Origin of the sequence: Acidovorax sp. LjRoot118, from assembly GCF_964253575.1 — a bacterium.
Classification (GTDB): Bacteria; Pseudomonadota; Gammaproteobacteria; order Burkholderiales; family Burkholderiaceae_C; genus Acidovorax.
The window spans coordinates 3,019,972-3,042,771 of sequence record NZ_CAXURB020000001.1 but is presented as its reverse complement, the minus strand read 5'-3'; the positions used below and the strand labels follow the sequence as shown (position 1 = coordinate 3,042,771).

The 22,800-nt window shown below is 66.7% G+C and carries 22 protein-coding genes; all 22 read right to left on the bottom strand.

Annotation, left to right across the window (positions count from 1 at the left end; genetic code table 11):
* Positions 1–5 precede the first annotated feature (5 nt).
* Positions 6–1,595, bottom strand: a complete 1,590-nt coding sequence (locus ACSQ9E_RS14395) for a hypothetical protein (protein WP_436218217.1) — start codon at positions 1,593–1,595, stop codon at positions 6–8.
* A gap of 9 nt (positions 1,596–1,604) precedes the next feature.
* Positions 1,605–1,913 (bottom strand): hypothetical protein, encoded by a 309-nt coding sequence (locus ACSQ9E_RS14390; RefSeq protein ID WP_157422101.1) that lies wholly within the window; start codon positions 1,911–1,913, stop codon positions 1,605–1,607.
* Positions 1,914–1,916: 3 nt separating this feature from the next.
* Positions 1,917–2,489 carry a hypothetical protein gene (locus tag ACSQ9E_RS14385; RefSeq protein ID WP_436218216.1) on the bottom strand — a complete coding sequence of 191 codons (573 nt, stop codon included), beginning with the start codon at positions 2,487–2,489 and terminating at the stop codon, positions 1,917–1,919.
* 2 nt (positions 2,490–2,491) lie between these two features.
* Positions 2,492–3,415, bottom strand: coding sequence for a hypothetical protein (locus ACSQ9E_RS14380; RefSeq protein ID WP_436218215.1), 924 nt, complete (start codon positions 3,413–3,415; stop codon positions 2,492–2,494).
* On the bottom strand, positions 3,412–9,477 hold the full coding sequence (locus ACSQ9E_RS14375) for a tape measure protein (protein WP_436218214.1): 6,066 nt from the start codon (positions 9,475–9,477) through the stop codon (positions 3,412–3,414). The genes ACSQ9E_RS14380 and ACSQ9E_RS14375 overlap by 4 nt, the downstream gene beginning before the upstream one ends.
* A gap of 6 nt (positions 9,478–9,483) precedes the next feature.
* Positions 9,484–9,807 carry a DUF1799 domain-containing protein gene (locus ACSQ9E_RS14370; RefSeq protein ID WP_436218213.1) on the bottom strand — a complete coding sequence of 108 codons (324 nt, stop codon included), beginning with the start codon at positions 9,805–9,807 and terminating at the stop codon, positions 9,484–9,486.
* Between the two features lie 35 nt (positions 9,808–9,842).
* Positions 9,843–10,292, bottom strand: a complete 450-nt coding sequence (locus tag ACSQ9E_RS14365) for a hypothetical protein (RefSeq protein ID WP_057268757.1) — start codon at positions 10,290–10,292, stop codon at positions 9,843–9,845.
* A 70-nt stretch (positions 10,293–10,362) separates the two neighbouring features.
* Positions 10,363–11,289, bottom strand: a complete 927-nt coding sequence (locus ACSQ9E_RS14360; RefSeq protein ID WP_436218212.1) for a hypothetical protein — start codon at positions 11,287–11,289, stop codon at positions 10,363–10,365.
* A complete protein-coding gene (locus ACSQ9E_RS14355) occupies positions 11,282–11,533 on the bottom strand; it encodes a hypothetical protein (protein WP_436218211.1) in 252 nt (83 codons plus the stop codon). Before ACSQ9E_RS14355 ends, ACSQ9E_RS14360 begins: the two co-directional genes overlap by 8 nt.
* A complete protein-coding gene (locus tag ACSQ9E_RS14350) occupies positions 11,530–11,946 on the bottom strand; it encodes a phage tail terminator protein (RefSeq protein WP_436218210.1) in 417 nt (138 codons plus the stop codon). Before ACSQ9E_RS14350 ends, ACSQ9E_RS14355 begins: the two co-directional genes overlap by 4 nt.
* A 9-nt stretch (positions 11,947–11,955) precedes the next feature.
* Positions 11,956–12,495 carry a gp436 family protein gene (locus ACSQ9E_RS14345; RefSeq protein WP_436218209.1) on the bottom strand — a complete coding sequence of 180 codons (540 nt, stop codon included), beginning with the start codon at positions 12,493–12,495 and terminating at the stop codon, positions 11,956–11,958.
* Positions 12,496–12,502: 7 nt separating this feature from the next.
* Positions 12,503–12,676, bottom strand: coding sequence for a hypothetical protein (locus ACSQ9E_RS14340; protein WP_436218208.1), 174 nt, complete (start codon positions 12,674–12,676; stop codon positions 12,503–12,505).
* 123 nt (positions 12,677–12,799) lie between these two features.
* On the bottom strand, positions 12,800–13,081 hold the full coding sequence (locus ACSQ9E_RS14335) for a hypothetical protein (RefSeq protein WP_436218207.1): 282 nt from the start codon (positions 13,079–13,081) through the stop codon (positions 12,800–12,802).
* A 53-nt stretch (positions 13,082–13,134) separates the two neighbouring features.
* Positions 13,135–14,025, bottom strand: a complete 891-nt coding sequence (locus tag ACSQ9E_RS14330; RefSeq protein ID WP_436218206.1) for a Mu-like prophage major head subunit gpT family protein — start codon at positions 14,023–14,025, stop codon at positions 13,135–13,137.
* Between the two features lie 35 nt (positions 14,026–14,060).
* Positions 14,061–14,471: a hypothetical protein gene (locus ACSQ9E_RS14325; protein WP_436218205.1), complete on the bottom strand. Its 411-nt coding sequence runs from the start codon at positions 14,469–14,471 to the stop codon at positions 14,061–14,063.
* A gap of 40 nt (positions 14,472–14,511) precedes the next feature.
* Positions 14,512–15,714, bottom strand: coding sequence for a phage protease (locus tag ACSQ9E_RS14320; protein WP_436218204.1), 1,203 nt, complete (start codon positions 15,712–15,714; stop codon positions 14,512–14,514).
* A gap of 65 nt (positions 15,715–15,779) precedes the next feature.
* Positions 15,780–16,826 carry a DUF2806 domain-containing protein gene (locus ACSQ9E_RS14315; RefSeq protein WP_436218203.1) on the bottom strand — a complete coding sequence of 349 codons (1,047 nt, stop codon included), beginning with the start codon at positions 16,824–16,826 and terminating at the stop codon, positions 15,780–15,782.
* A gap of 51 nt (positions 16,827–16,877) precedes the next feature.
* Positions 16,878–17,438, bottom strand: a complete 561-nt coding sequence (locus ACSQ9E_RS14310; RefSeq protein WP_436218202.1) for a phage virion morphogenesis protein — start codon at positions 17,436–17,438, stop codon at positions 16,878–16,880.
* 119 nt (positions 17,439–17,557) lie between these two features.
* A complete protein-coding gene (locus ACSQ9E_RS14305) occupies positions 17,558–18,796 on the bottom strand; it encodes a PBECR2 nuclease fold domain-containing protein (protein ID WP_436218201.1) in 1,239 nt (412 codons plus the stop codon).
* Between the two features lie 108 nt (positions 18,797–18,904).
* Positions 18,905–20,533, bottom strand: a complete 1,629-nt coding sequence (locus tag ACSQ9E_RS14300) for a DUF935 domain-containing protein (protein WP_436218200.1) — start codon at positions 20,531–20,533, stop codon at positions 18,905–18,907.
* Positions 20,534–20,537: 4 nt separating this feature from the next.
* Positions 20,538–22,199, bottom strand: a complete 1,662-nt coding sequence (locus tag ACSQ9E_RS14295; RefSeq protein WP_436218199.1) for a hypothetical protein — start codon at positions 22,197–22,199, stop codon at positions 20,538–20,540.
* Positions 22,199–22,798, bottom strand: coding sequence for a DUF3486 family protein (locus tag ACSQ9E_RS14290; protein WP_436218198.1), 600 nt, complete (start codon positions 22,796–22,798; stop codon positions 22,199–22,201). The genes ACSQ9E_RS14295 and ACSQ9E_RS14290 overlap by 1 nt, the downstream gene beginning before the upstream one ends.
* Between the last annotated feature and the right edge of the window lie 2 nt (positions 22,799–22,800).

Sequence of the window (22,800 nt, the reverse complement as noted above, 5' to 3'; positions counted from 1 at the left end):
CCCGCTCACGCCACGATACCGAGAAGCACGGCTGTCGTGCCCCCGGTGATGATGGCCTTGCAGCCGACGGGCACCGAGCTGCGCCGGTCAAAGCTCACGGCCGGCATTGTCTGGTTGGCCCGCCAGCGGCCCGCCGTGGCCACGGTCACCGCCTGGCCGTCGCTGCCGGCCGTGATGGCCAGACCCAGCAACGATGCAGCTTGCGGCGCCAGGCGCCCATGAACGGACACGCCGGTGACGGCGGTAGAGCAGAAGGTGTAGGCCAGCAAGCCGCACGGCATCAGCTCGGCCCACAGGCCGAAAGTGGTGGTCGTGGTTGCCTGCACGGTCAGCGCCGTGGCCTCGGCAGTCAGCGAGGCGTCCCATGCCATTGCCGAAACAGAGCCGGTACTGGATGAGTCGAAGTTGGTGTAGAAAAGCACGGGGCCAGTGGCGACGCGCTCGATCAGCAGCCCCTGGTTGCTGCCTGGGAGTGCTGTGGGCGCCGTCCCAGAAACCAACCGATTGCCGGCGTTGTCGTACTGCGCAATCAGGCCGTTGAAAGTTGCGATGTAGAAACCGCCGCCAGACTTGGCACGCGGCATGGTGTTGTTGGGACCCAGGCCTGAACCCAAGCCGGTGTTGTTGGTGATGGTGGCCAGAAACGTGCCGGCGCCGTCGTACAGGCGCACTGCAGACACTGTGCCTGTGGTCGGGTCCACCAGCGCCACATTGCCGTTTGCAAGCTCGATGGCGTAGTTTTCGGACAGCCCGGCGGTCAGGTTGGCGCTGCCCGTGAAAACGGTGGTCAAAGCACCCTGCAGCACGCCTGCCGCGTTGTACCGGGCGAACTTGTATGCAGCAGTCGCCGTGCTGCGGTAGTAGTAGACCCAGAAGCCACCAGCGGCCAGGGGCAGCACGCACACATAGTCGGCGGCCACGGCGGCCTCCACGGTGGTCTCTGCCCCCTGCAACGCACCTGAGGCGTTGTACCGGCTGAAGAACATTCCGCCCGTGGCCGTCTTGTCATAAGCGAGCAGCAGATCGCCGTTGGCGAGCGCTGCAGCATTCCAGCGCGACATGGCGCCAGAGCCCAAGGTGGCCACAGTGATAGCCGCCGACACTACGGCGCCTGCATTGCTGTACACGGCCATTTTCAGCGCCGAGGTTTCCACCCAGCAAACAGCAAAGTTGTTGGCGCCGAGCTTGAACACCCGGAACACCGAGATGCTCGCCGCAGCCGTGACCGCAACGACTGCCACCTGGGCTTTGAGCGGGCTGTAGATTCGGCAAGTCAGTGCGTTGCTGGCGCTCGTGCCATCGCCCGCGTGCAGGCAAGCAACGTTGCCGTTGCCCAGCACAGCAAGCAGCCGGCCCGGCTGGACTGAACCGCCGTAGTTGGTCGCTGCAACATGGGCTGTAGCTCCCAGGCCCGCCAGCGCAGTGACGCCAGTCCCGGTGTTCTGCGCCGCCAGAGACAGGCCGTCCACGGCGCGCCGGCCAGCGCCCGAGGCCTCCACGCGCACGTAGTCGCCCACGGTGACCGCGTCGCCCGTGATGGTGACGGCCAGGGGTTCGTGCAGCGCGGCTGCGGTCGTTGTGATGTTGCGTCCCATGGATGCTCCTTATTCCTCGAAACCGAAAGCCACGGCCGACACGCTGGCGGCCGAGGATTGAACGACCAGGTACTGCCCCGGACCGACCACGATGGCCGCCCGCTCCAGCACGCCAGCGGTGGGCAGATAAGCGTCGTACTCCAGCCACTCGGCTGCGGTGGGTGCTGCCGTAGCGGCCAGCGCCAGGCGCACCAGCGCCCCGCTCGCGTTCCTGTTGACCACTGAAACGGTGACGGTCCCAGTGGCGCCCGTGGGGTTGTAGAGGGTGGTGTTTGTGTTGGCGGCGAGGTCCGCCGCGCCCAATCGTCCGTTGGCCATGTGTCAGGCTCCTGCGTAGTAGAAAAGCTTGTTGCGTGGGAATCGGGCCGGTGGGCCGCTGACAGCCACGGTCCACTGCGAGTAGGTGCCCGCGCCCTCGGTATGGGACACAAACACCTCGATGTCGCCGGTGGCGTTGTCATAGAACTGGATGCGCCCGTACATCACCTGGCCGCCGGGCGCGCTGATGGTCACGAACATGCCCGCACGCAGGTTCTTATCGGCCTCGATCAGGAAAGCTGGCTGGCCCTGGGCGACGGTCATGCTGGTGGTGCTGGTGGCCAGGGTGCCTGGTGCGTTGATTGCGGTGATCGCGGCCGCCTGCGCGTCTTCTCTGGCAGCGACCGCCGTTACTGCGGCGGGCACTGCCACTTGGGCGGCAAGGTAGGACGCCTGGGCGTTGTGGTGGACGTTGGCGTTGGCTGCGTTCTGCAGGGGCACCTGCGCCACCACCTCGGCCACGTGCACGTCCGCCCGTTCGGCGAAGTTCACGGGGTTGGTGAGACTCGGGGGCGTCGACAGCGCCGGCAGCGCCGTGGGCTCAACAGGGGCGATCAGGTCGGAGAGTCCTGGCATGGTCACATTTCCTCGATTTCTAGGTCGGCAGAGGCGTACAGCTTGTTGCTGGGCCGGATGGGGAAGCGGCGGTAGATGCCGTACAGCAGGAACGCTTCGGCATAGGGGCTGTTGGGGTAGCGCGTCCACCCTGCCCAGAGCGCCGGCACCGCATTGAGCTGCTCGCGCAGCTTGAGCATGCGGGGGACGTTGGCCGCGTCGATCCGCACGCGCATGTTGGCCTTGGGCACCGAGCGGCGGGCGATCAGCGTCACGTCGGGGGTCAGCGCCCCATCAAAGTCGCGCTCGATGCGGCTGAAGTTGAGGGCGTCGTTCTCGGGGTTCCACTCCACCTCGCCCACATTCACGCCCATGCCCACGGACAGCCGGCCGCAGGAGGCCACGCCCGAGGCGGGCTCGATGGTCACGGTGATCTTGGCGTCGCGGAAAGGCGGCAGGTCCCACACCACCAGGCTCGGGCGCTGCTCGGGGTCGCCAGTGAAGTACTCGTACCAGTTCTGTACGGTGTGCTGGATCAGGCTCTGCTCGCGCTCGGTGATCAGCGTAGAGCCCTGGTGGACCTGGATCTTGGCCCGCGAGCCCACCAGGTTGAGCAGGCCCAAACTGTCGGCGCGCTGCCCCGGCTGCAGCACTACCGTGAGGGGCCCGCCCGACACCGTGGTCTGCGTAGACCTCAGGTGGTCGAACATGGCCCATTTGTTGGTGGGCCGGATGGCTTTCCAGTTGGCCGGGTCCAACTCGGGAGCCGTGGCCGTCGTGCCGGCAGTAATGCGGCGGTACACCAGGTGCGTTTCCACACGGTGGCACAGGTCGTCCTTGGCCCAGGCGGTGGCTGCAGCCCACACGGGCGATGGATCTTCCAGAGCCACTGTGGTGGACAGCAACATTGCCGGCGTGACGGTGAGGGATGGGAGGACGCGCATCATGCTGTGGTCACCGAAAGCTTGAGTTCGCCGCGCGCTGCGGCTTCCATGACGTCCCGGGTGCGCCTGGCGGCATCACGGGTCTGCAGGGCTGCGTCCGTGAGGGAGCCGATGCCAGCGCCGAGCTGGTCGACGCTGCGGCCGAGGGTGGTGATGACCGAGGAGACTGCCGCCTCGCCGGCTGCACTGCCGCCCGACTGCTGCAGGCGCGCGCTGATGGCTTGTGCCCCCGTCCACATGCCGGGGTTGGCGTCGGGGTTGTACTTCTTGGGAACGACGCGCTCGCCCTCGTGGATCAGGGCCAGCATGTCGTGGGGCACGTAGTTGGTGCCGACGTCCAGCGAAGCCAGGCCGTTGGCCTTCGCCCAGTCGTTGATGGTGGTGGTGTTGCTGCCTGTCCACTCGGCCAGCATGGCGGCGGTGATGCCGTTGGCCTTGGCGATGTCGTACAGGTCCTTGGCCTGGCCGGCGTTGACCATGTCGATGGCCGCCGCACCCAGGTCGGCGGCCAGGTAAGGCAGTCCCGTGCTGCCGGCGTAGAAAACGCCGCTGCTGCTGTCGTACTGCGCCCCATTGGGGCCGTCGAGCACCGTTCGAGGCTTCGTGGCGCCGGGCTTGGCCGCCCCGCCCGGCGTCGCGACCGCAGCAGGCGCGCCCTGGTAGGGCGCGAGCTGGGCCAGGGCCGAGGCGAAGTTGGCGGTGGCCTTGTCGATGTTCTTGAGCGACAGGTCCATGCCGCGCGCCACGGCGAGCTGTTCCTCGGCGTTGCGCAGCTGGTCGTCCAATGCCTTGAGGCTCCTGTCGGTGCTCTGCTGGATGGCATCGATCTCCTCCTCCAGCAGCTTGGCTTGGTCCTCGGTCGCCTGCAGGTGGCGCTCGGCCACAGACTTTTGCCGCAGGCCGAGCTGCTCGAGCTGGGCCAGCTGGTTCGCCTGGTCGAGCTGGGCAATCTCCCAGTCGACGGCAGAGGCGTAGCGCTGCTGGTCGTCGTTGGTGACCGATTCAAGGGCCCGGGAAAGAGCATCAGCGTCAGGCATGGCGCCGGTTGCATTGGCGGCGACAAGGGCGTCAGCGATGAAGCGGCGGGCGGCGGCGAGGTCCTGCAGCTTCGTGCTTTCGACCTGGCCGCGCAGTGAACGCGCAGCGCTGGCAAGCGTCTCGGTCATGGACGTGAGCGTCGCCACCGCCTCGCTGGCGGCTTCGTGGGCTTTCTGCTGGGCTTGGCCCTCCTTGGTAAGGGCGTCGATGCGGGCCTGTGCGGCCTCGCTGATGGCGGTTTTCTGGGCGTCGATGGCGTTGCTCAGCACGCCCAGGGCGGTGTCGGCCGCTGCTTCCTTGAGGTCGGACAGCGACGCGGCTGCTCTCAGCAGCGCCAGGCGGGTCGCGTCGGAGGTGGTTCCCATGGCGTGCACAGCCATTACTGCACCCGCGATCTGGTCCTTGGAGGCACCGGCCAGAGCAGCGGCCGACACGTTGATGCCGGCGTCGGCCAGGCCGGCGCTCACACCCTCATAGGCGAGCGCCTGGCGCTGCGCCGGGGTGCGGTACCGGTCGAGCACGGCCGGGGCTTCTGCCGCCACCTGGGCGCGCGCCTCGGCGGCTTTGACCTGGTCCCACAGCGCGCGGTTGCTTTCGTGGATGGCGTTGCGCTCCTTTTCGAGGAGCTGCACGCGGGTCATGGTCAGGGCGTCGAGCTGGTCCTGCAGGCCCTTGCGCTCGTCGGCAATGCGTTTGGCCTCGTCTGCTGCCTCGCGCTGCGCCTGCGTGCCATCCTTGGTCGCATCGGTATTGTCTTTGACGGCCTGGGTGTACTTCGGCACGTAGGTCAGGGCGGAGCCCGCGCTGCCCAGGGCACCGCCCACGCCGGTGCGGATCTGCTCCAGGGCCGCCTGGAAGCGCGGATCGTTGAACAGCGTGTTGAGGGCTGCGGCCTGCTCCGTTGCGCGCTGGATCACCCGGTCGATGGACTCCTGGCTCAGCAGCTCCGAAAGAGATGCCCCCGTGGTGATGGCGTCCAGCATCGGGGTGACGATGCCCTGGTTGACCGTGTCGAAGATCTTGCCCGCTGCATCGGTGTACAGGCTCTGCTCGACGCTGGCCACCAGGGTATCGGCAACGGCCTGGCCCGCCCCGGTTGCATCGCCTTTGGCAAGGCCTTCGGCGAACTGCTGCACCAGCTCGTCGCGAGAGGTGCCCACGGCTTCCAGCATCGCATTGGGATAGGCGGCCACGTCCTTGAGCAGCTGCTCCAGTACCTTGGCGGTGTCATCCCCCGACGTGTCGGCCGCCGCAATGATGCGGTTCGCCCATGCGGGCAGCTCTTTGGAGGATGCCTTGAACGTGTCGATGGTGGCATCGCTGATGGCGTCCAGGTATTGCTTCCAGCCCTCGTCACCGTTGGCGAATTCCTTGGGCGCCCATTTGCTCGTCTGGGTGTCTTTCCAGTCCAGCACCTTGTTGCCAGCGGAGTCATCCACGCGGAAGCTTCCCCAGGCGCCGTCCTTGCTGATGTCGTCGGCAAAGGCCGTCTGCACCTTGAAGCCGGACTTCAGACCGAAAGCATCAAAGAAGCCGTCCAGCGTGCCGCCCACCGCCTTGGCGACCTCGTTGATGGCGGGCTGCGCGCTGGCCGCGTACTCGCGCGGGTCACCCATGTTGAAGCGGTCATAGGTGTAGTTTTCGCGGCCGCCGACCACCGTGCCGTTCTGGTAGATCGCGCCGGCTCCGGTGTGCGCTGTGGCTTGTATCCCCAGCTTCGACGCAATTTTGCCGATCAGGGCGCCGCCCGTGATGATGTTGGCCGAGCGCTCGCTGAATCCGATCTTCTCGAAGAAGCCGGTGAGCTTGTTCATCTGGGGAAAGATGAGCCCGTAGCTCTTGCGAATCGTGCTGTCCTCCAGGCGGTAGCCCTGGTCATAGGCGCTGCCCGACGCCATCATGCCCATGATGATTGCGCCAATGATGGGGACCATCTTCAAGCCAGCGCTGATCAAGGTAGGCGCGGTGGTGGCGGCGCCTCCTTCCGCAGCCGCAGCGGCCAACGTGCCCGCAGGCAGCGCAGGCGCGGTGCCTGGCGCCATGGCCGCAGCCGCATTGACAGCAGACGTAGCAGAGGTGCCGAATGCGCCATTGGTAGCCAACAAACCGTTGAGGCCCGTGCCCGTCGCGTTGGCGTACACCGTGCCCGCAACGTTTGCCGAGGACATGCTGCCGCTCAGCCACTGAGAGCCGAGCTGCCAGGCGGTTTTGCCAGCGCTTAGAAGGTTGACCGCACTGGATGCCGTGCCAAGCGCACCCATGCCACCACCACCGCCACCACCGACCGCACCCATGATGGTCGCCAGGATGCCGCCCAGCCCCTCCATGACGGGCGTGAGCACGATCTCCCAGGCCTTGCGCTTGAGCATGTTGGTGATGTAGTTTTTCAGGCTGTCGCCGCCCTGCATGGCCGCATTGACCAGCCCTTGGGTGTAGTTGTCTGTGGCGCGCTGCAGCTCACTCTGGGCCTCGACCCCGGCGCGGCGTGCTGCGTCCTTGGTCTGGTTGCTGCCGATCTGGGCGGCAAGGCGGCGCCGGGCCTCGATCTCCTGGGTGGCCTGATTCCAGCCGTCGCTGCCCTCGTAGTACTTCGCCGCGCGCTGCTCTTCCAGGCGGGCGATGGTCACCAGCTCGATGGCCTGGGCGAGGCTGATGTTCTTGGCGGCGGCAAGGTCGGCCGCCTTCTGCTCATCGGCAAGCGAAGTGATGCGCTGCTCGATGCTGGCCAGGTTCTCGCGCTGGGCGGTCTGCTGCTGCTCCATCCACTGTTCGATGCCTTGAGTCTCCTGGCGGCGCGCCTGCATGCGCGCCTGGGCTGCGCGGGCCTGCAGCTCGGTCAGCTTGTCCTGGTAGTCGGACTCGATGGTCAGCTCGTTCTGAGCCAGCTTCGCCAGCTCCTGGCCGTACTTTTCCCGGGCCTTGGCCTTGTCGGCGGCCGACGCCTTGGAGGTTTCCACCGCTTCCAGCTCCAGCTCCACGATGGCCATCTGGTCGGTGTTGGCGTTGAGGGCCATCTGGCGCCGCTGGGCGTAGTACTGTGCCTCGCTGACCAGGCCGGCCTGGTGCTGGGCTTCGAGTTGCTTCGCCGCCCGGTCTGCTATGCCTGCGGCTTCCGTTTGCAGCTGCTCCAGCTCGGCGATCTCGGCGGAAATGGCCAACTTGGCTGCAGACGGGCCTGTGCCCTTGTTGGCGTGCTTGGCCTTGATGGCGTCGGTGTCTGCCTTGTACTGCGCATCACTGACCTTGCCCTTGAACTCGGCGTCGTAGGCCTTGAGCGCCTGGGCCATCTTGTCGGCCTGGTCCTTGTAGTCCGCCATGAACTTCTCGCGGGCTTCACGCGTCTTGTTCTTGGCGTCCTCGGTCATTGCATCCGCGAGGTCGGTGTAGCGCTGGAAGGCCTGCCCCATTGCAATGCCTGCGCTCTTCAACAGGTCGGAACGGGCCGCAGCGGGCAAATTCGCAAACTGGCCCTCACCGTTCACGATGGATTGATACCGGTTATAGGCGTCCGTGTACTGCTTCGCTGCATCCAGGGAGGTTTGATCCTCAGTCTTGGGCAAAGGTGCGCCCGACAGGCGATTTCGCTCGCGCAGCTTGGCAATCTGGGCGTCGATGCGTTTGATGATCTCCTCGTGGGACTCAGCCACCTGTGCTTGAACGGCCTTCTCGCTACTGGTGCCGGCCGCCTTCCAGGCAACCCATGCGGTGGCGGCAATACCCAGCGCGGTCACCACCAGCCCGATGGGGCCGCCGAGGGCCCCGGTGGCAACGTTCAGGGCGGTGGTGGCCGCCGCCGCCACGGTGGCCGAGCGGGAAATGGCGATGTAGGCGGTCGCAACCAGGCCGGCAGCAACCACTGCTGTGTCCATGTTCCGGGCTACGACGAGAAGCCCTTCCGCGAAGCCGCGGCTGATGCCGTTGGCCTGGTCGAACACACCAATGGTCTGCATCAGGCTGTTGCTGATGACGGTGAAGGCCTGGCCGATGGTGGCGGGCAGCTGGGCGAACTCGCTGTCGATCTTGCCTTTCATGCGCTCGAGCGCGACGAAGATGGCGTCGGTGGTGATCTGCCCTTGCTCGGCCATGGCCTTGAGCGCGCCGACCGGCTTGCCGAGGCCTTCCGCAAGCGCCTGGGCCAGCCGTGGTGCCTGCTCCAAGACGCTGTTGAGTTCATCGCCGCGCAAGGTTCCCGCCTGTAGGCCTTGCCCGAACTGCACCATTGCCGCCGATGCGCTGGCCGCGCTGCCGCCCGACAGCGTCATCGACTTGGACAGGGTCTCGGTGACGCCGAGCACCCGCTGCTGGCTGAAGCCCAGCTCTGCTCCTGCCTTGGACAGCACCCCGTAGGTTTCCGCAAGACCGGTCACGTCGACACGCGCCTCGGCCGCGATGCGGGTCACGCCAGCCAGGCCGACCTGCGCGCTGCCGAGGCCTTGGCTTGCGAGGCCGATGCGGGCGGTCAGGTTCGTCCAACCGTCTGCCAGCCCGGTGAGCTTGTTGACAGCGAATGCGCCGGCCGCAGCTTGGCCGAGGCGCAGCAGATTTCCATTGAGCCCATCCACCGCGCTGGTGGCCTTGCTGGCGCTTGAGGAGACTGCACCGCCCAGTTGCTCTGCCTGGCGGCTGGCGGCAAGCAGGGCAGCGCCCGTGGCCCCCGCTGCAGCGGTGGTGGACGCGAGCGCAGTCCGGGACTGATCCAACTGGCGGCCGAAGCCGGCCACGGCGGCTTGGGAGTTCTTGAACTGCGCTGCGACGCCCTGGAGCTGCTGCGGGATGACGCTGACTGCGCTGCTGGCCTGGCTGGCAGATTTGGCGGCCTGGTCGAGCGCCGAGGCGGCAGAGGTTGCGCTGCCTGCAGCGGCACCAACGGCCTTCAACTGCCCGGCGACCGCGCCCAGGCTGGAGGACGCAGCCGTCGCGCTGGTGGACACCTGGGCGCTGAATGCCTGGTGCTCGGCGCCCGTGGCCTTGAGGTCGGCCACGTACTCGCCGCGCTCAAGCCGGAGAACAACCTTGACTTCTGACATGCCGCCCTATCTGTCGTTGAGAATCTCTGCCGCCTCGTCTTCGAGGACCTGGACCTGGGAGCGCACCGTGCGCCAGTCCTTGCGGGGCACCCCTTGAATGCGGAAGCTGGACTCCACTGCGGTGGCTTCCAGCCCTTGGAAATACACCCCACCCTGGCCGGCGATCACGCGCCACTGGCGGCCGCAATCGAGGAACACTTCCCAGGCCTGCTGGTGCTCGGGCCACAGCTCGAAATCACCCGTGGCGTTCTCGTCGCCGGTGGCGCTGGCGGTGGCCGCCAGGCGGGCCCCTTCTGCATCCACCCCCAGCAGCGCGAAGTCCGCCTCCATCTCCTCGCTGCTGGCCTGGCGCCTGCTGCCGCCCGTCAGGTGGTGGCGGGCAGCGCCTCGGAGTTTTTTTCCGCGTCCTTGAGCACCTGATCGGGATTGCGGTTCTTGAGGTACGAACGCGCGAAGGCGGTGTCCATGCCTGCGTAGTCGGCAAACAGCTGGTCGCGCGTCGCGGGGGTATAGGGAACGCTGCCGCCATGCGCGTCAGTCATACCCTCCCAGTCCACCAGTACCTGGTTGACCAGCTCGGCGTCTGTGATGGCCGGCACGAACTCGGGAACAGGCTTCTTCGCAACCATGGCATCCACCTGGGCCTGCAGGCGCTCCTGGTTCAGGTGCAGGCGCTTGTCCAGGGCTTTGGATTCCTCGGTGTTGAGGCGCTTGAAGCGGGCCTTGAACTTGAACTCGCTCGGCTGGCCGGGCTCGTCGGGCAGCACCAGAAAGCAGTCTGCCCAGAATGCGGGCTTGCCAATGACTACGGACATGGATGGGTCTCCTAGGATGAAACGGGTTTGCAGGGGATGAAAGAAGAAGGCGGCCGGGGCCGCCTGGTGGTCAGACGGTGATGACCAGCTCGTCGTTGCCGGCGTCGCTCGGGATGAAGCGCAGCGGCAGCGTGACCATCTGGATGCCGTCCGCCTCCGCGAAGGTGGGCTTGCCGATCTGGGCCCGGGCCGCCTCGACCTTCACGGTGTTGGTGGCGGCCAGGCCGTGCACCAGCTCGAAGGGCACGGTCTGGTTCACCATGCCGACCCAGTCCTGGGTGCTTGCCAAGGTGTCGCGGATGGTGATGGAGCCCACGGACTTGCGGCCAGTGATCTCGGTCTCGTCGACCTCGGTCAAGTCTTGCTTGACCACCTCATTGCCCAGGTCGACGGTGAAGGCGTTGCAGGCCCAGTACGCGCCGTCCAGCTTCACGCGGGTGTTGGCCTTGTTCACGCCCAGCGGCAGCATGAATGCGGCCGTGTTTTGGGTGGGCATGGTGGGCACGGTTTCGACCGGCACGAAGGCCCCCGTGAACTCGAAGTTCATCCACGGCAGCTGCTTGCCCGAGCCTTCGATCTTGCAGGTGCCGGCAGCGCCCGGCATCTTGTAGACGTTGCGGCCGACCACGGCGTACAGGGACAGGCTCTCGATGGCGTCGTCCACCGGCTCGAACACGGTGTCCGTGCCAACGGTGTTGGTCACGCTCATGGCGCAGCCACGCAGCAGCTTGGAGTAGCCGGGAATGGCCCCGGCAGCACCCACGCCGGCAAAGCCCACGCGGAAGGCCATCTTGCGGTACTGGGTGACCAGCACGGACTCGACGGAACCAAAGTGCGCGCGCACGATGTCGTAGTCCACCTCATCGCCCTCAATGGGCGTGATGGTGACGTTGCTGACCTCAAGGGCGTCGGCCGCCACAGGGACCACAAAGGTGCCCTTGACGGTTTCGATGGCGGCCAGGACGGCCATCTTGCGCAAACGGATGACATCAGCCATTGGTGCTTTCTCCTTCGGTGGTGGTGCCGGCGTCCGTCACAGGGACGCGTACGCCGTTGACACGGGTGTAGGCGCCGCCGCGACCGTGGTGCTGGTCGGGCGCTTTGGCCTGGCTGGCCGGCGCGGACTGAACCACGGCTCCGGCGCTATCGGCAGGGGCGGCAGCTGCGGTGCTGGTCTGCGCCCCGTCCGGGTGGGTGGAATTGGTGGCCGCAGGTGTTTGCTTGCCATTGGTTTTGCTCACGGGGTGCTCCTGTAGTAGCTCTTCACAAAAAACTCATCGGCCCACCACAGCTGGCCGGGCTTGAGGTCGACCAGTTCGCCGCCCAGGAACAGCACGGGCTCGCCCAGCTCCTCCTCGGGCTCCCAGCCCACCAGGGCGACACGGGTTTGGCGGCGGCACTCGACCAGGCCGGGCACGCCTGGCGCGGGCTTGGGGTGCACGACCTGGATCACGGCAAAGACCTGGTGCAGTTCCTGGTCGACGTCGCCCGTGTGGCGCATCTCGGCACCGCGCTCCGACATCGGCACAACGAAGGCGGCCGGCGCAGCGCCCCGAAACTCCTGCATGACCTGCTCCAGGCCCGCAGCCGAGTCGAGCAGCCGGAAGGCGGTGCTCTCGGCTTTGAGCCGGTCGAGGAAGGGCTGGACGTCCATGGCGGGCGATCAGCGGAAGGCGCGCAGCTCGCTGCGGCCGAAAACATTGGGGGCGCCATCAAAGCGCACGTCGGTGCTGCTTCCGGCGCCGGCACTTGTGGACGGGTCCTCTGCGCCCAGCTTCAGCTTGCCCTGGGCGACTTGGCCGAGCAGACGCAGTGCATCGCGGTAGTCGCGCACGACAGGGTCTTTGGACTCCTCGGACACGCGGTTGCGGTTGAGCAGGTAGCGGCTGATCGCCCGGGCCCAGGCCGTGAGCATGGTCTTGCCAGCGCTGCTGGGCGGCAGGCTCAGCGGCAGCGCGTAGCCGCCCTGGGCCAGGTGGCCATCGATGAGGGCGCCGGCTTCTGCCACGGCGTCCTGGACGCGGGCCAATGCAGCATCAGCACCCGTGACCTGGTCGGGCGTCCACGCGCTGCGGTCGTTGCCGCGCAGCGTGGCGTCCATGAGCGCGACTTCGACCAGGGGCTGACCGTCGCTGCTCGCGACCTGGGACAGCTCCTGGGCGCCGGGGCGCTCGGCCAGTTCGAGGGTGGTGATGTAGGGCATGGGCAGTTCAGGCAGTACGGGCGGGGGCTGCGGCGCGCAGGCGGTGCGCCAGGCGGGCCATGCCGTCCTGGCTGACCACCAGGCCAGGGGCTTGGCGGCCTTGCGGCGGGGCCTGCACGCGCGCGGCGGCCGATGGATCACGCCAGCGCTGCTGGCCAAATGCGAGGAGCTTCTTTTTCATGGCGGGATCCAGAGGTGGGTTGATCGAAGCGCCGGGGCTTTCCTGCAGTGGTCCCGTTATCCAGCCCCGGCTTGAAAGAGGTTGGCGGGTCGGGCGGTTGCCCTCTTCGTCGCTGGTGAAAGTTCAGTCCTGCGCTTGGCTGGCGCCTTCGGCCGGCAGGTCGACCAAGTGGGTGACCAGGGCGGGCTCGGTGGTGAGGGCCTCGTATTGCTGGTCGTCCAGATCGGCCAGCGGGATGACGTCGCCCTCGGGGTTGTCGAAGGCGTAGCCCGCGCGGCGGAAGCCCGGGCGCTTGGGCACCACCTTGAGGCCCTGGGCCTTGTCGGCCGTGGGTTTGGTGACGGGGGCAGCAGTTGGCGCCTTGGCGGCCTGGCCGCGCTTGGTGGTGGTCTTGGTGGTTGCCATGGGTGATGGGCTCCGTTGGGTGGTGATGGGGCGACAGGCCTGGTCGGGTCAGGTCAGATCAGCCAGGGGCAGACCACGACCTTGGACAGGTTGCGCATGACGTTGGTGGCGCCGTTTGCCAGGCGTTCGGCCTGCACCACCTCCAGGGCTTCCTGTTCCAGGCTCGGTGGCACCCACAGCTCGGAGCTGCGGATCACCAGCGGCTTGCCGTTGTCGCCGACCAGGCTCTGGTGCGCGGCGCGGGCGTCGGCGTAGGAGGTGGTGCTCAGCGCTTCCTTGCTGCCGTAGCCGAGTTGCCACAGTCCGAGGCCCACGTTGCCGCGCCCATCGGCGCCCCAGACGAACTCGTTCTGCTTGAAGACGTTCTCGTCGCTCAGGTTGGTCTTGGACTGGAAGGCGTAGTCGCGGCGCTTCTGGTAGATCAAGGGCTTGAGCACCTTGGTCGTGTCGAACAGGTACCAGGCCGTGCCGCTGCCGCCCTGGTAGTTGCTCACGCTGACTTGCTTGCCGGGCGGGCCCACGGGGTGGTCGGTGTCGAAGAAGTACTGACCGTCGTAGCACGGGGTGGTGAAGGCGGCCTTGAGCAGGCTGAACACCAGCTCGTCGGGGTGCTCGGCGGCGTCCTGGCCCAGCTGCTGGATGACGGGCTTGTAGATGCCGTAGTGGTCGTCTTCGATCTCGTCGCGGGTGACCGTGACGGTGTTTTCCCAGGTCTTGTTCTTGACCGCGTAGTCGTGCTGGGCCAGATTCTGGTACTGGCGCTCGCCGATCCACTCGCGGAACTTGGTGAACTTGCCCAGCCAGGCGTACTTCTGCTCGGCGGTAGTGCTGGGCACCAGGGTGGCGATCTGGCCCCACATGGGCTGGGCACCGCCCAGGCCGAGCTGGAAGGCCGCGCTGAACGACTGGTTCAGGATGGAAAGGTTTGCTGCGTTGAGGATCATTGCGTGCTCGCTGAAAGTTGCGGGTTTGCGCGGGGTCAGGCGACGTTGACCCAGACGCCATCGGCGTCCACGTCGAACACCTTGCCGGCCACGCTGCGCGTGTTGCTGCCGTTGGTCTTGGCGACCGTTTGGTCGTCCACGATGTAGCAGTCGGTGCCGATCTCGGCCAGGGTGATGGCGTCGGCCGAGGCACTGTTGGAGAACTGGTGCGGGCCCTTGCGCAGCGGCACACGGATGGCGCCAGCGGCGCCGCCCGTGTTGTCTGCTCGGGCCTCGGCCACGCCGGCCGCCTTGAGGGTGGTTGACGTTGCCCCGGGCACGGCGTAGCCCGCGGCGTTGATGGCCACGAGGGCCCCGGCGTAGATCAGGGTGGCGGCCGCGACGGGCGGCTCCATCTGCTTGCCGTCGCGGCGGAGGGTGTTGCGGTCTTTGGCGAGTGCTGCCATGGGTAGTGCTCCTGGGAAGTGAGGGACTGGGCCAGCCTGGTCAGGCGGCTGCTGCGACGGCGGTGGCGCCGGCCTTGTACTGCTCGGGCGTCAGGCCCATGGCAGAGCACACGGCCAGCTCGGGGGCGCTCAGCTGCGCATCGCCCTTGGCGAGGCCACCAGGCGGCAGGCCGCCCGTCTGGGTACTGGCGAGCGCGGCAATGGGCTGGGCGGCGCCCAAGTAGGAGGTGAGCGCGGCCATGTTTGTCTTGCCCAGGTCGCGGGCCCATGCCTCCATACCGGGCAGCAGGCGGCCATCGTTGAGCGCGGCACCGACAGCGGTGTCGACGTCGCTCTGCTGCTGGCGCGCGGTGAGCGCGGCCAGGTTGGTCTGCAACTCGGTGACCATGCCGATGGGCACGTACTTGGCCGGGTCGGGGGTGCCAGGGGCTGCGGTGCGCAGGCTGGTGCACGCGGCCGTCACGGCATCAGGGGAGGCATCTGCCGGCAGGGCCAGGGCCGAGCAGGCGGCAACAGCACGCCCCTGCAGGGCGGTCAACGGGCCGAGGGCAGTCAGCGCCGTGATGGCGTTGGCTTCGGTGGTGGTCTCTGGCAGGCCGAGGGAGGCCAGCAAGGCCTTGAGCAGTGGATTCACGGATGGCTCCTGTTGGGGCGTGACGATGAACGCGGCCGTCGCGGCCGCGAGGAGGGAAAGCGGCTCCATGCCATGGATGGCTGGGGCATTGGTGAGCGCGCCCATGTGCAGCTGGAGCACCTGGCCGGTGGCCTTGGAGTACTCGAAGACGGGCGAGAAGTAGAGGTACTCGCCGTTGGCGATGTAGTCCTGGGCGCGCTGGGTGAGCTCGGCGACCGCATACAGGCCCTTGCCGTCGATCCAGCGCAGTTCACGGAACCAGCCGGCAGCGGGCGCGGGCTGGCCGTTCGTGGCCTTGTTGAGGGTCTGGTGCTCGTAGTCCAGCACCAAAGGCTGGTTGGCGGTCGCAGCGGCAAAGCGCTGGATGACCGCCTGGGCGCTGACCGCGTCGATGTTCCACGGGGGCGAATCCATCTCGCGGCCATCGCTGGGCGCGAAGTTCCCGGCCGGGGTGACCTGCAGCAGGATCTGGCCGCCTGGCAGTCGGGTCTTGACGGGCACCTGGTAGGTGCATGCCTGGATGGCCACGGCCGTGGCCGCAGCGAGGGCCGAGCACGCGGCGATGCCGGTGCGGCCGGGGCGGTTACGGGAGGTGGTGCGCTGGTGCATGCCGCAATGGTCTGCGGCGGCGCGCTGCGGGTCTTGTTCCCGCGTCCACTATTTCAGTTGGCAAGTTACTTCTTCAAATTGACATCGGCAAGGCTGTAGCCTCTGCTCTCTACGAATTTGATGAACGCGTTTGTGTACTCGTCGGTCGGTACAGTTTGAACGATGGAGTAGAGCTCTTTTCCGGCTCGAGTGAGTGCTGGGCCTTCCATCAGCACATTGTCGGCGAGGTCAACTTTTTCCCCAGGTTTCAACCCGTAGTTGCGGCCCTGATGTACAAAATACGCTCCGACCAAGTCGTGTCTCACGACGCAGTTGGCGTATGGCATGGCCGAGTTGTACTCGGGTATCACGAGGCCGTATTCGGATAGCACGGTCAAGTCGTCATAGGCCATCCCAAACTTCATTAAGCCATTTGCGGCCGCTCTCTCGCCTACGGTCATTACGCGAACATCCAGTAGGTCTTGGTGGCGCCCGTAAAAAGCCATCGCCAAGGAGCAAAACTGAGTAAACAACTTGGCCGCTTGATTGTCGAGCTGCCCCATCAACTTGATGGTGCGGATCGAAAAAGAACCTGGCTGTGCGATTTCGCCAGCAAGTATTCTTCCGAAGTGGCGCTGCATGTATTCGGTCGACATGTTGCCGGCTTCTTCGTCAAAAGCGTTGATCCAGTCATCGCTGACCGAAGCCTGAGAGTCAGGGCCTGCCTCTACCGCAGTTTCTACAGGCGGAGCGATGTTTTTCAACTCTTCAGCCGCAAAGCCACACGTCTTGTCCACATTCATCTGCTTGCGGAGAATTTTGGCGGCGTACTTGTTGCCAGCAGCTCGACCATATGCCGGGTCAACGTCGATATGCTCGGCCATCTGAGTGCCAGAAGTGGAAATAACCTGCAAGCGAGCTGCTGTTGTCGCTCTAATCTCCTGCGCGATTCCCTCGAGCTTCGCCACGCCAATGTCAGCGACGCCTGTGACAAGCTTGCCAAACGTGTCCCACGCTACCCGCTTAAGCGGCGCTGGAACGCCAGTGATAGCGCCTTCTATGGCGTCTACCACTGCGTTCATCGCACCTTCATCGCCAGTGGAATTGGCGGGTTCGGTACCCAATTCGCCCATGATTTCCCTCCGATTTTGAGAGAAATCATTGTGCAGCAAGGCTCTTGCGCGTCATAGCCTTGAATTGCGTACCACCCAATCCAGAATGATCTCCCGGATCTCCGCGTTGTCTGCGGCGCTGATCCCCAGGTACGGCCGTGCCGGCATCGTGACCTGGTACTTGCCGATGTTGACCTGGCGCTCAGTGGCGCGCTTGTGCTTGCGGCTGGCAAACAGCGTGCGGCCTGCTACGGTGCGGTAGCGCACGGTTGCTTGGCGCGCCGGCATGTCGATGGTGCCCCCGAGCTGGTGGATCGCGGCATAGGCGAGGTTGGCACCCACGTCGACCGTGGTGTCGCTGGTGACCTGGTGACGGATGCCACTGCGCAGATAGCCGCGCAGGGTGAGCACCTTGTCCTGGTTGTACTTTTTTCGCCTGGCGTAACGCGCTTTCAACGGTTGCCACGGCGTGCCATCGGGCGCTGTCTGGGTCGTGAAACGGTCTTGTGTGGAAGCCTGCAGGGATTCGCCGATGCGGTTCATGATGTCGCTGCCGGGCGGCTGCGCCTGGCGGGCGAGCATGTCCAGGACCTCGCGGTCGTTGACCTCTGCAGTAATGCGGGTTCCTGCCATGGCTTCGATCTCCTACAATTGCGGCAACATCAGGCGAGACGGCCGCGCCAGGCCCACCGACCCTTGCCCAGATGGGGGCCAGCACTTGGCGCAGTGCTGGCTCTGTCGTTTCCGGGCCTTCATTCGGCCAGGCGTTGGTACAGCAGCACCCCGATGCGCCATTCATCCTCGGACTGGGTGGCGCCCTGGAAGGTGGTGATGCCGCTCCACCCGTCGGCCCCCAGCTCGAACACGGCCAACGCTGGCGTTTCCTCCCCCTCGACCGCGAAGCGCGCCACGTAGCGACGCCGCACCACGGCCTTGGCCTGGCTGTGCTGCCACACCAGCCGGGCCCAGATCTCGTCGGGGTCGACCAGCGCCCGCGCAAGCAGCCGCATGAACTGCTCGCGGCCGCGCTTGGTCACCTTGAGGTTGCCCTTGGCGTCGGTGAACAGCTCCTCGCCCACCACCAGGCGCTCCCCAATGGCGTCCTTGACGATGGCCGGTGCGCCTGGCAGCACGCCGAGGGTCTGCATGTAGGCATCGACGTACTGGCGCTCGGTCAGGCCCTTGGGCAGCAGCTCGGTCGCCGGCAGGGGCCGGGGCGGTGGCAGCGGGTCGAGCGGGCGGCGGTTGGGCAGGCCAGGGCCGCCTGCGCTGCCTGGAAGTGGTGGGTCTGGTCGCTCGGGCGGGATGGCACTGCGCAGCCGCGCGCTGCCAGGGGAGTACTCAAACCCTGGGTCGATGCCTTCGGGCACACGCACGGTGCGCGGACCGATGGCGCTGCGCTGGCCGATGACACGCTCGACCAGGTTGATCTCGGGCGCCTGATCGGGCCCGGACTTGCCCAGGCGCTGCAGGTCGCGTGGCCACAGCCCCCGCACCTTGCAGTGGCACCCCCAGCCGTTGGGCGGGAAGTGGGTTTGCCAGAACGGATTGCCCTGTTCCAGCACCAGACCGTCCCAGCTCTGGTGCTCGGGCCGGGGGTTCTGCACCCAGTCCTGGTGGTCGTACTGCCAGAACGGTGCCGCCTGCAGCTGCTGCCAGCGCCCGGCCGCGTAACTGGTGGCGAGGTTGGTGTCGTAGATCACGCGGCTGCGCCAGTTGCGGCCGCCGTTGTAGTCCCACCCGTGCTTGGCGACGATGCCGTCGAAGTCCTTGCGGAACTCCTCCAACGTGGCGCCGCCGTCGATGGCCCTGGCGACGGCCGCGCGGAAGTCGGACACGATGGCGTCGCGGTTGGCCCCGGCGACCACGAACGCCCAGTCATGCTCCCGGGTGTAGATGTCGGTCCAGCCATCGGTAGGCAGGTTGACTTTGCGCCGGAAAAACTCCGACTGCTCGGCGAAGGGCAAAGAACCGTAGGCAGCTTGGGACATGGAAAGGGCCGACGAGGCGTTTATAAACGGCGAGAAGCCGGGGAAGGCGGCGCCGACGTCCGAAGGCCGCACCCCTGAGGGTCAGGGGCCTTGTCGGCGGGCAGGATTTCAGCGGGGGGATGCGGCTTCATCGAGCACGTCCGACCGGCCTGCGAGCTGGGCCGCGCGCAGGGCCTCGGCCATGAGGGTTGCGTACTGGTCGAGCGTCATGCCGGGCAGCAGCTGCTCCAGGCCATCGCGTATGGCTTCGAGCGACGTGGCGCTCTCTACCAGGTTGCGGATGGGCTCGATCCAGGCCTGCAGGGCCGGGGCCATGCTGCGGGCCAGCTGCGGCTGCATGAGCACGGGTGGCGGTAGGTCGACGCCGGCAGCGGGCAGCGCCGCTGTCGCGGCCGCCTGGCCCACGGGCGGTGCTGGCGGGGTTGGTGGTACCGGAGCGCCTGCAGGCGGTTCTGGGGGCGGTGGAGGGGCCGGGGCGCCGAGCACTGCCTCGCCAGCCTGGGCCTGGGGGATGCCCAGCTTCTCGTGCGCCCAGGCCACCGTGGGCCGCACGCCGACTGCCACCAGCTTAGGCAGCGCGTCGGCATAGGCGGTCAGGTCTTCGGGCTCCTGGGCGTTGAGCTGCATGCGCGGGGCGCGGCGCAGCCCTCCAGGCGCCAGGCCGTTGAGTGCGGCCATGGGGTAGACCAGGTCGCGCGACAGCGTGGTGTTGGCCTGGCGCACGTCGCCGTCGCGCAGGTCCTTGCGCACCTCGTTGTGCACGTTGCCCAGGGCGTTGGTGCTGCTCTTGCCATCGGCGCCGCTGGTGAGGGTGCCGCCCAGGATCACCTTGGACTGGGTGCGCTCGCACCAGCTGATCATCAGCTCGAAGGCGGCCGGGTCGCCCGTGGCCGCGTCCAGGAAGTCCAGCTCCATGCCCTCGGGAATGATGCCCGCCGCGTTGTGGCCGATGCCCACGAGGGCGCGCAGCAGCGTGGCCTTGTCCTTCTCGCTGGCGCTGGATGGGTACTTGCCCAGGCGCAGCGGGATGCCGTAGATCTCCAGGAACTCAGCCAGGTCGCCGACGCTGTAGTTCTTGAACAGGTACGGCCAGACAAGGGTGCGGAACAGCGAGGCGCGCTCCAGGTAGCCGCTCTTGGCCTTGTGGACGTGGGTGATCCAGCCGAAGGGCTGCAGCGGGTCGCCCACGGCGCCTTCGACCACGTTGTTGGTGCGCAGGCGCAGCTCTTGCCGGTAGCCCCGGTGCAAGGTGAACCAGCTTTGCGGGCGGTGGGTGATGGTCTTGGGGAGCCAGTACCGCTCGACCCTGTGCCATTCGATCTCCAGGCAGGCGTAGCCCTTGCCGATGGCGTCGGTGAGGTCGAACACCATGTCCTCGAAGTCCGGGATCTCCAGCATCATCTCGCTCAGCTGGTCCGTGGCCTTCTGTTCGGCGGCGCTGGCGTTGACGGGCGCGGCCAGCTCCCAGTCGAGCACACAGGCGCGGCGGCGCTTGCTCATCTCGCTGGCAATGTGGCCGTCCTTCTCCTCCATGTCCTCGAACAGCTCGAACTGGGAGATCAGGTCGCCTTCCTCTGCCTGGTCGAGGATGCGCGCCAGGCGCGAGGGCGTGAGGCCGCGCGTGGGGTGGCGCTGCAGCTCGCGCTGCAGATGGGTGAGCCGCGAGGTCTGCGGCTCTGCCAGGTCGGGCGTGGTGATGGGCTGGCCGTCTGGGCCGAGGATGCGGGAAGTAGCCATGGGGTCACCAGGTAGCGGAGTGCTCGGGCATCTGCAGGTCGTCGTCCTGCCCGCCGTCGCGGATGTTGTCGAAGCCACGCGGAAGCTGCGGCACAGGGATGAACTCGATGGCGCCGCTCATGTTGAGGGTGGCGAACCAGCCGAGGGCCAGCATGATGGCGCTGTCGCCGTGGCGGAACAGGTCCGGGTCTTTGATGTCGGCGCGGCGTATCTTGCTGACCATGGGGATGCCGTCCACCTCTTCGATGGCGCGCAGATCGCCCGCAATGTCGGGGTCGGCCGGGATGTCGATCATCCCGTCCTCGAAGCCTTGAACCAGCTTGGGCATCCAGGTGCCATACCAGGAGCGGGCCAGCTTGATCTGGTGCACATGGGTGCGGCCGAATTTGTCCGCCGTCTCTTCAGCCAGCGGCTCGCCCGAGCCGCCCGCATCCATGGCACCGCCGCAGCGCCTGGGCAGGTGCTTGATGGCGTGCCAGGTGATCTGCTTTTGCTGTGCGTAGGGCACCTTGTGCATGTCGATGGCCAGGGCCAGCTGCCGGCGCATGCCAATACCCACGCTCAGGGCGCCCCAGCTCGAAAAGTCCCTGTGTCGGGCGTAGTCATGGCTGAAGACGTGGCGCAGCTGCGGGTCGAGCCTCGCCAGGGCCGGGTCCAGGTATCGCTGGATCCAGTCGTCCACCCAAGAGGTGCGCTCCTCGGTCGTGAGCCGCACGAAGTCATCGTCAAGCGCCAGGCGGAGCACGCGCTCGGGCGGCAGCGTGGCGGCCTGCTCGATCCACACGCCAGGCAGCGATACGCCGTTGCCGTCGCGGGGGATGGCGTCCAGCTCTTCGCGCATGGCGGCCTTGCGGATACCGTATCCGTTGCGGATCTTGGAGTACCAGGCCTTTTTCGCCTCCTCAGAGGGTACGGTGCCGGCCATCAGGCATACGCGCTCGAACAGACCGTTGGCGACCGCGTCGTCGAAGGTGACTGTGTAGACGACCGCGTCGGTACCGTACCGGCCGGCCTCGATGTCGCGGCAGAACTGGGCGAACGGGTTCTTCTTGCCGTTGTGCGAGCTGATGACCGTGATCTGGCCACCCCAGATCAGCAGAGCGGCTGCTGCATCGAGCACGCCCTGCACGTCAGGATGGAAAGCCGCTTCGTCGATCACCACATGGCCCTGCAGGCCGCGGATGTTGGCCGGGCGGCTGGACAGCGCGCAGACCTGGAAGCCCGAGGCGAAGCGCACGCGGTAGGCGGTGATCTGGCGCGTCTTGCCGGTCACCGGGTCCTGGTCCTCGAACAGAAATTCTTCGATGCCCGAGACTTCGCCCTGGGCCTTGGCGATCAGGCGGGAGAACTTCGCCACGTAGCCGATGGCTTCGAGGCCCTTTTCCTTGGTGTCACCGATGTAGAAGACGTTGGCGCCGCCGAACTCCTTGCGGGCTGCGGCCACCAGCGTCTTGCGCAGCATGGTGCCGTAGGTGATGCCCGTTCGCCGGCCCTTGGGGATGGCGATGATGGCGTGCGGCAGCGCGGCGGCCTCGCGCTGGTGGAGCATGAGCACGCCCTCGGCCAGCAGGTTGAGGTCGGCCGGAATGGACCGCACGCTGGCTGGGAGGTCATCCCATTCCAGCGTGCGCAGTGTGGTGCCGAGAGGCTGGATGAGCGAGGCCATCAGCTGGTGCCCCCTGCTGGCTTGATGCCCAGGAAGTCGCGCATCCAGAAGTCGAGCTGCTCTTTGCCCATGCCCTGGGCCTTGGCAATCTCCTGCAGGTTGGCTTGCTGCTCGGCCAGCAGCTTCTTGCGGGTGTCCTCTTCCACCTTGCGCTGGAATTCCTTGAGGTTGATGCTCGACCTGGTCAGGGTGGCGATGTTCTTGGCGGCCTTGGACAGCAGGGCTACGCGCTCGCCATGGTCGGCATCGGCCGCGTCTTCGTTGGCCTCCTGCATCGCCAGGATGGCCTCGAACAGCTCGGTCTGCACCATGGCCGTGAGGGCCTCGCTGCGGGCGTCCTTGTCGTCGCCGGCATGCGCCTGGATGATCTTGGCGGCCTCGGTGCTGGCGCGGATGGCGGCCAGACGGCGCTCCAGCTTCTGGCCGTAGCGGCCCACCGCGCTGCGGCTGGGCAGATCACCGGATGCCGACTCGATGGGAAAGCGCTCGCGCAGGTCGGCAATCAGCTCGTCCAGGGTCTGCGAGCCGGTGGCGAGCATGGCCTGGATATACGCCTTGACGTCCTCAGGCAGGCGGTCGATGCTGCTTTTGCGGGCCATGG

Bases quoted from the DNA above. Each gene is read 5' to 3' on its own strand.
- ACSQ9E_RS14385 (WP_436218216.1), bottom strand. From the start codon at position 2,489: ATGCCAGGACTCTCCGACCTGATCGCCCCTGTTGAGCCCACGGCGCTG.
- ACSQ9E_RS14390 (WP_157422101.1), bottom strand. From the start codon at position 1,913: ATGGCCAACGGACGATTGGGCGCGGCGGACCTCGCCGCCAACACAAAC.
- ACSQ9E_RS14370 (WP_436218213.1), bottom strand. From the start codon at position 9,807: ATGGAGGCGGACTTCGCGCTGCTGGGGGTGGATGCAGAAGGGGCCCGC.
- ACSQ9E_RS14380 (WP_436218215.1), bottom strand. From the start codon at position 3,415: ATGATGCGCGTCCTCCCATCCCTCACCGTCACGCCGGCAATGTTGCTG.
- ACSQ9E_RS14360 (WP_436218212.1), bottom strand. From the start codon at position 11,289: ATGGCTGATGTCATCCGTTTGCGCAAGATGGCCGTCCTGGCCGCCATC.
- ACSQ9E_RS14320 (WP_436218204.1), bottom strand. From the start codon at position 15,714: ATGCACCAGCGCACCACCTCCCGTAACCGCCCCGGCCGCACCGGCATC.
- ACSQ9E_RS14305 (WP_436218201.1), bottom strand. From the start codon at position 18,796: ATGTCCCAAGCTGCCTACGGTTCTTTGCCCTTCGCCGAGCAGTCGGAG.
- ACSQ9E_RS14295 (WP_436218199.1), bottom strand. From the start codon at position 22,199: ATGGCCTCGCTCATCCAGCCTCTCGGCACCACACTGCGCACGCTGGAA.
- ACSQ9E_RS14330 (WP_436218206.1), bottom strand. From the start codon at position 14,025: ATGATCCTCAACGCAGCAAACCTTTCCATCCTGAACCAGTCGTTCAGC.
- ACSQ9E_RS14365 (WP_057268757.1), bottom strand. From the start codon at position 10,292: ATGTCCGTAGTCATTGGCAAGCCCGCATTCTGGGCAGACTGCTTTCTG.
- ACSQ9E_RS14340 (WP_436218208.1), bottom strand. From the start codon at position 12,676: ATGAAAAAGAAGCTCCTCGCATTTGGCCAGCAGCGCTGGCGTGATCCA.
- ACSQ9E_RS14315 (WP_436218203.1), bottom strand. From the start codon at position 16,826: ATGGGCGAATTGGGTACCGAACCCGCCAATTCCACTGGCGATGAAGGT.
- ACSQ9E_RS14325 (WP_436218205.1), bottom strand. From the start codon at position 14,471: ATGGCAGCACTCGCCAAAGACCGCAACACCCTCCGCCGCGACGGCAAG.
- ACSQ9E_RS14350 (WP_436218210.1), bottom strand. From the start codon at position 11,946: ATGGACGTCCAGCCCTTCCTCGACCGGCTCAAAGCCGAGAGCACCGCC.
- ACSQ9E_RS14300 (WP_436218200.1), bottom strand. From the start codon at position 20,533: ATGGCTACTTCCCGCATCCTCGGCCCAGACGGCCAGCCCATCACCACG.
- ACSQ9E_RS14345 (WP_436218209.1), bottom strand. From the start codon at position 12,495: ATGCCCTACATCACCACCCTCGAACTGGCCGAGCGCCCCGGCGCCCAG.
- ACSQ9E_RS14310 (WP_436218202.1), bottom strand. From the start codon at position 17,438: ATGGCAGGAACCCGCATTACTGCAGAGGTCAACGACCGCGAGGTCCTG.
- ACSQ9E_RS14395 (WP_436218217.1), bottom strand. From the start codon at position 1,595: ATGGGACGCAACATCACAACGACCGCAGCCGCGCTGCACGAACCCCTG.
- ACSQ9E_RS14290 (WP_436218198.1), bottom strand. From the start codon at position 22,798: ATGGCCCGCAAAAGCAGCATCGACCGCCTGCCTGAGGACGTCAAGGCG.
- ACSQ9E_RS14375 (WP_436218214.1), bottom strand. From the start codon at position 9,477: ATGTCAGAAGTCAAGGTTGTTCTCCGGCTTGAGCGCGGCGAGTACGTG.
- ACSQ9E_RS14335 (WP_436218207.1), bottom strand. From the start codon at position 13,081: ATGGCAACCACCAAGACCACCACCAAGCGCGGCCAGGCCGCCAAGGCG.